This is a genomic window from Streptococcus sp. WM07 (assembly GCF_004570525.1).
Taxonomy (GTDB): Bacteria; Bacillota; Bacilli; order Lactobacillales; family Streptococcaceae; genus Streptococcus.
This window is the reverse complement of the sequence record NZ_SPPZ01000092.1, coordinates 1-2,841: the sequence shown is the minus strand read 5'-3', so window position 1 is coordinate 2,841 and position 2,841 is coordinate 1. Positions and strand designations below refer to the sequence as shown.

The 2,841-nt window shown below is 40.2% G+C and carries 3 protein-coding genes; all 3 read right to left on the bottom strand.

The genetic code is table 11. The features are described 5' to 3' along the window. Nucleotides 1-270: 270 nt before the first annotated feature. Nucleotides 271-1,188, bottom strand: a complete 918-nt coding sequence (locus E4T71_RS08335) for a pseudouridine-5'-phosphate glycosidase (protein ID WP_135038855.1) — start codon at nt 1,186-1,188, stop codon at nt 271-273. Next, the gene (locus E4T71_RS08330) at nt 1,172-2,290 is read right to left on the bottom strand and encodes a carbohydrate kinase (RefSeq protein ID WP_245165721.1); all 1,119 of its coding nucleotides are present in this window, start codon (nt 2,288-2,290) and stop codon (nt 1,172-1,174) included. Before E4T71_RS08330 ends, E4T71_RS08335 begins: the two co-directional genes overlap by 17 nt. 209 nt (nt 2,291-2,499) lie before the next feature. Then, nucleotides 2,500-2,841: transposase (locus E4T71_RS08325; RefSeq protein WP_194181234.1), on the bottom strand; the 342-nt coding region annotated here is incomplete at its 5' end.

Below are 2,841 nucleotides of genomic sequence, written 5' to 3'. Positions count from 1 at the left end.
CTAGAGGCTTATTTACCATGGGCTCCAAAAATCCAAGAGAATTGTAGATAAAGAAAACTCCAAGATTAAAAGCAATCTGCTTATAATCTTGGAGTTTTGTCAATATACTCTGTTATTGGGCGCTTACGTTAGAAACTGTATAAAAACAAAAAAAGAAGTTGGACTCAAGGTCCAACCTCAAAATAATAGGGAGACAATCGGTTCATTGAAAGTGAAAATATTTGATGCAGTAATTAATTAGTAGATTCACTCCCCTATACTGTTCTACTATCAAGATTCTAATTGACTGTAGGCTTTAGCAATTCTTGCTCCAACCTTGGCGTTATTATAAACAAGTTGAATATTGGCTTTAAGGCTTTCACCATCAGTCAAATCAACAATTTTTCCAAGTAAGAATGGAGTCATATCCTTACCGGTAATACCCGCTTCTTCTGCTTCAACTACAGCTTGAGCAATGATACCATCAATATAGTCCGCATCCAATTCATACTCCGTTGGAATTGGATTCACGACTAAAGTGCCTGCAGTCAATCCAAGCTCATGACTGATCTTATTCATATGCGCAATTTCCTCAACAGAGTCAACTCGACTATTCAATTTATAAGGAGACTTGCTAGTATAGAAAGCTGGTAGAACATCTGTTTGGTAACCAAGTACTGGAACTCCTTTAGTTTCCAAATACTCCAATGTTCGTGGGAGATCCAAGATGGATTTAGCCCCTGCACAAATCACCGTTACAGGCGTCTGAGCCAACTCTTCCAAGTCAGCTGACACATCTAGTGTTTCTTCATAACCACGGTGAACACCTCCGATTCCCCCTGTTACAAAAAAGGGAATACCAGCCAAATGGGCACCAATCATAGTGGTGGCAACAGTTGTAGCCCCGATTTTTTTCTGGGCAAGAATCAGTGCTAAATCCCGCCGCGATACCTTTGCTACATCCTTTTCAGTTGCCAAACGTTCCAAATCTGCCTCACTAAGCCCAATTTTGTATTTTCCATCCATAATCGCAATGGTGGCAGGGACAGCTCCTTCCTCTCGGATGATGGCTTCAACCGTCTGAGCCATTTCCACATTTTGTGGATACGGCATACCATGCGAAATAATCGTAGATTCAAGAGCTACAACAGGTTGACCTGCCTCAAGAGCTGCTGCAACTTCCGGTGCAATATCAAGATACTGTTTCATTGGTAAAGAGTTCCTTTCTTTCATTAGCGAGACGTTCTTTAGACAAGTTGGGACGAACAGTGTCCTGAGAACGAATTGTGTGGTAAGAATTGGTTAAACCCAATTGTAATATTTCCTGAATGGAGTAACCATTCAACCAGCCATAAATAACACCTGAAGCCAAAGCATCTCCTGCTCCCGTTGCATCTACAACTTGATCCAATGGGATTGGTTGAATTTCTAGATAAGTCCCATCCTGATGGGCATAGACCATCGTCTCTGCCCCTTCCGTGATGAGAACCTGTGCAAGCCCATGATCCAACCAAGCCCGTGCCAAATCTTTTTTCGTGACTTTCTGACCCAATGCTAACTCTAAATAAGCTTCTGACTCATCTAGATTCACAATCAACCATTCAACCCCTTTCAAATCTTGGGGAAGATGCGTCATTTTGGGGGCTGATACTGGAATTAAAGCTAGCTGTAGTTGATGCTCACGTGCTAGTTGAATCAGATAGTCCAGGCTCTCTTTGGGAAGATTCAAATCTGCTACAACCCCTTTAGCATCTAGCAGTAGATTTTCATATTTGGACAACCAAGAAGGGGTCATTTCATCACAAATTGTCATGTTTGCTAGTGCCAAAGTCATATCCCCATCCTCATCTAAGATCGCAACATAAGAACTAGTTGGATGATGACTTTGTTTGTCAACATACTTGAGATTCACATAAGACTGGGTCAAAGACTTTAATTGCTCTCCATCATGATCGTCTCCAACCAAGGAGAGCAAGAGAACATCTTCTTCCAAACGTCCTAAATTTTCCGCAATATTCCGGCCAACACCTCCTACAGAAAGACTGGCTCCCACAGGATTTGAAGTCCCCATTTGGAGCTTCTCTCTAGCATAAAATTTCCGATCTAAATTCATGCCACCAATACAAACCACAGATTTAGATTCTTCTAAAATATAAGCCCGTCCCCGCAGATAATTCTTCTGAACCAAACTAGAAATCAAATTCGCAACGGTTGACCGCGAATAACCTACCTGGTTTGCCAATTCCTGCTGAGATTGGTACGGATCCTGACGAATCAAATCCAAAATCTCCTGCTCACGCTCTGTTAACACAAAAACCTCCCTTCTAAACATTTGTTCAAATACAAACAACTGTTTTAACAACCTCATTATAAGCCATCTCTCTCTGGAAAGCAAGAAATATGATAAAAATTCGAGAGAAAAGCAAGAAGATTTCCACAGGGAGGTATTCAAGTAATATTCTCCTAGAATAATCTAAATCCTAATTATTAAATTATGTACCTAACTTCTAGGCTTTATACTCATTCAGAATCAAAATTAGCAGATATCCATTCTCTATGGACAATCGATCGTAAGCGAGTAGTTGATAAGCTTTGGATAACTTCTTGCAACTGATCAATGACGTCATTCAATGATTTAAATGCTTTGTTCTTAAATCCTAATTTCCGAATCTCTGCCCAAACTTGTTCAATCGGATTCATCTCTGGTGTATAAGGTGGAATAAATGTAAATTCAATATTGCTAGGAATATCCAATGTCTGTGATTTATGCCAAACCGCATTATCCATCACCAAAATAATATAGTCGTTAGGGTAAGCTTCTGACAGTTGTCGTAAAAATTCATTCATCCAAGCCGTATTACA

Coding starts and splice junctions, on each gene's coding strand:
- E4T71_RS08335 (WP_135038855.1), bottom strand. CDS start 1,188: ATGAAACAGTATCTTGATATTGCACCGGAAGTTGCAGCAGCTCTTGAG.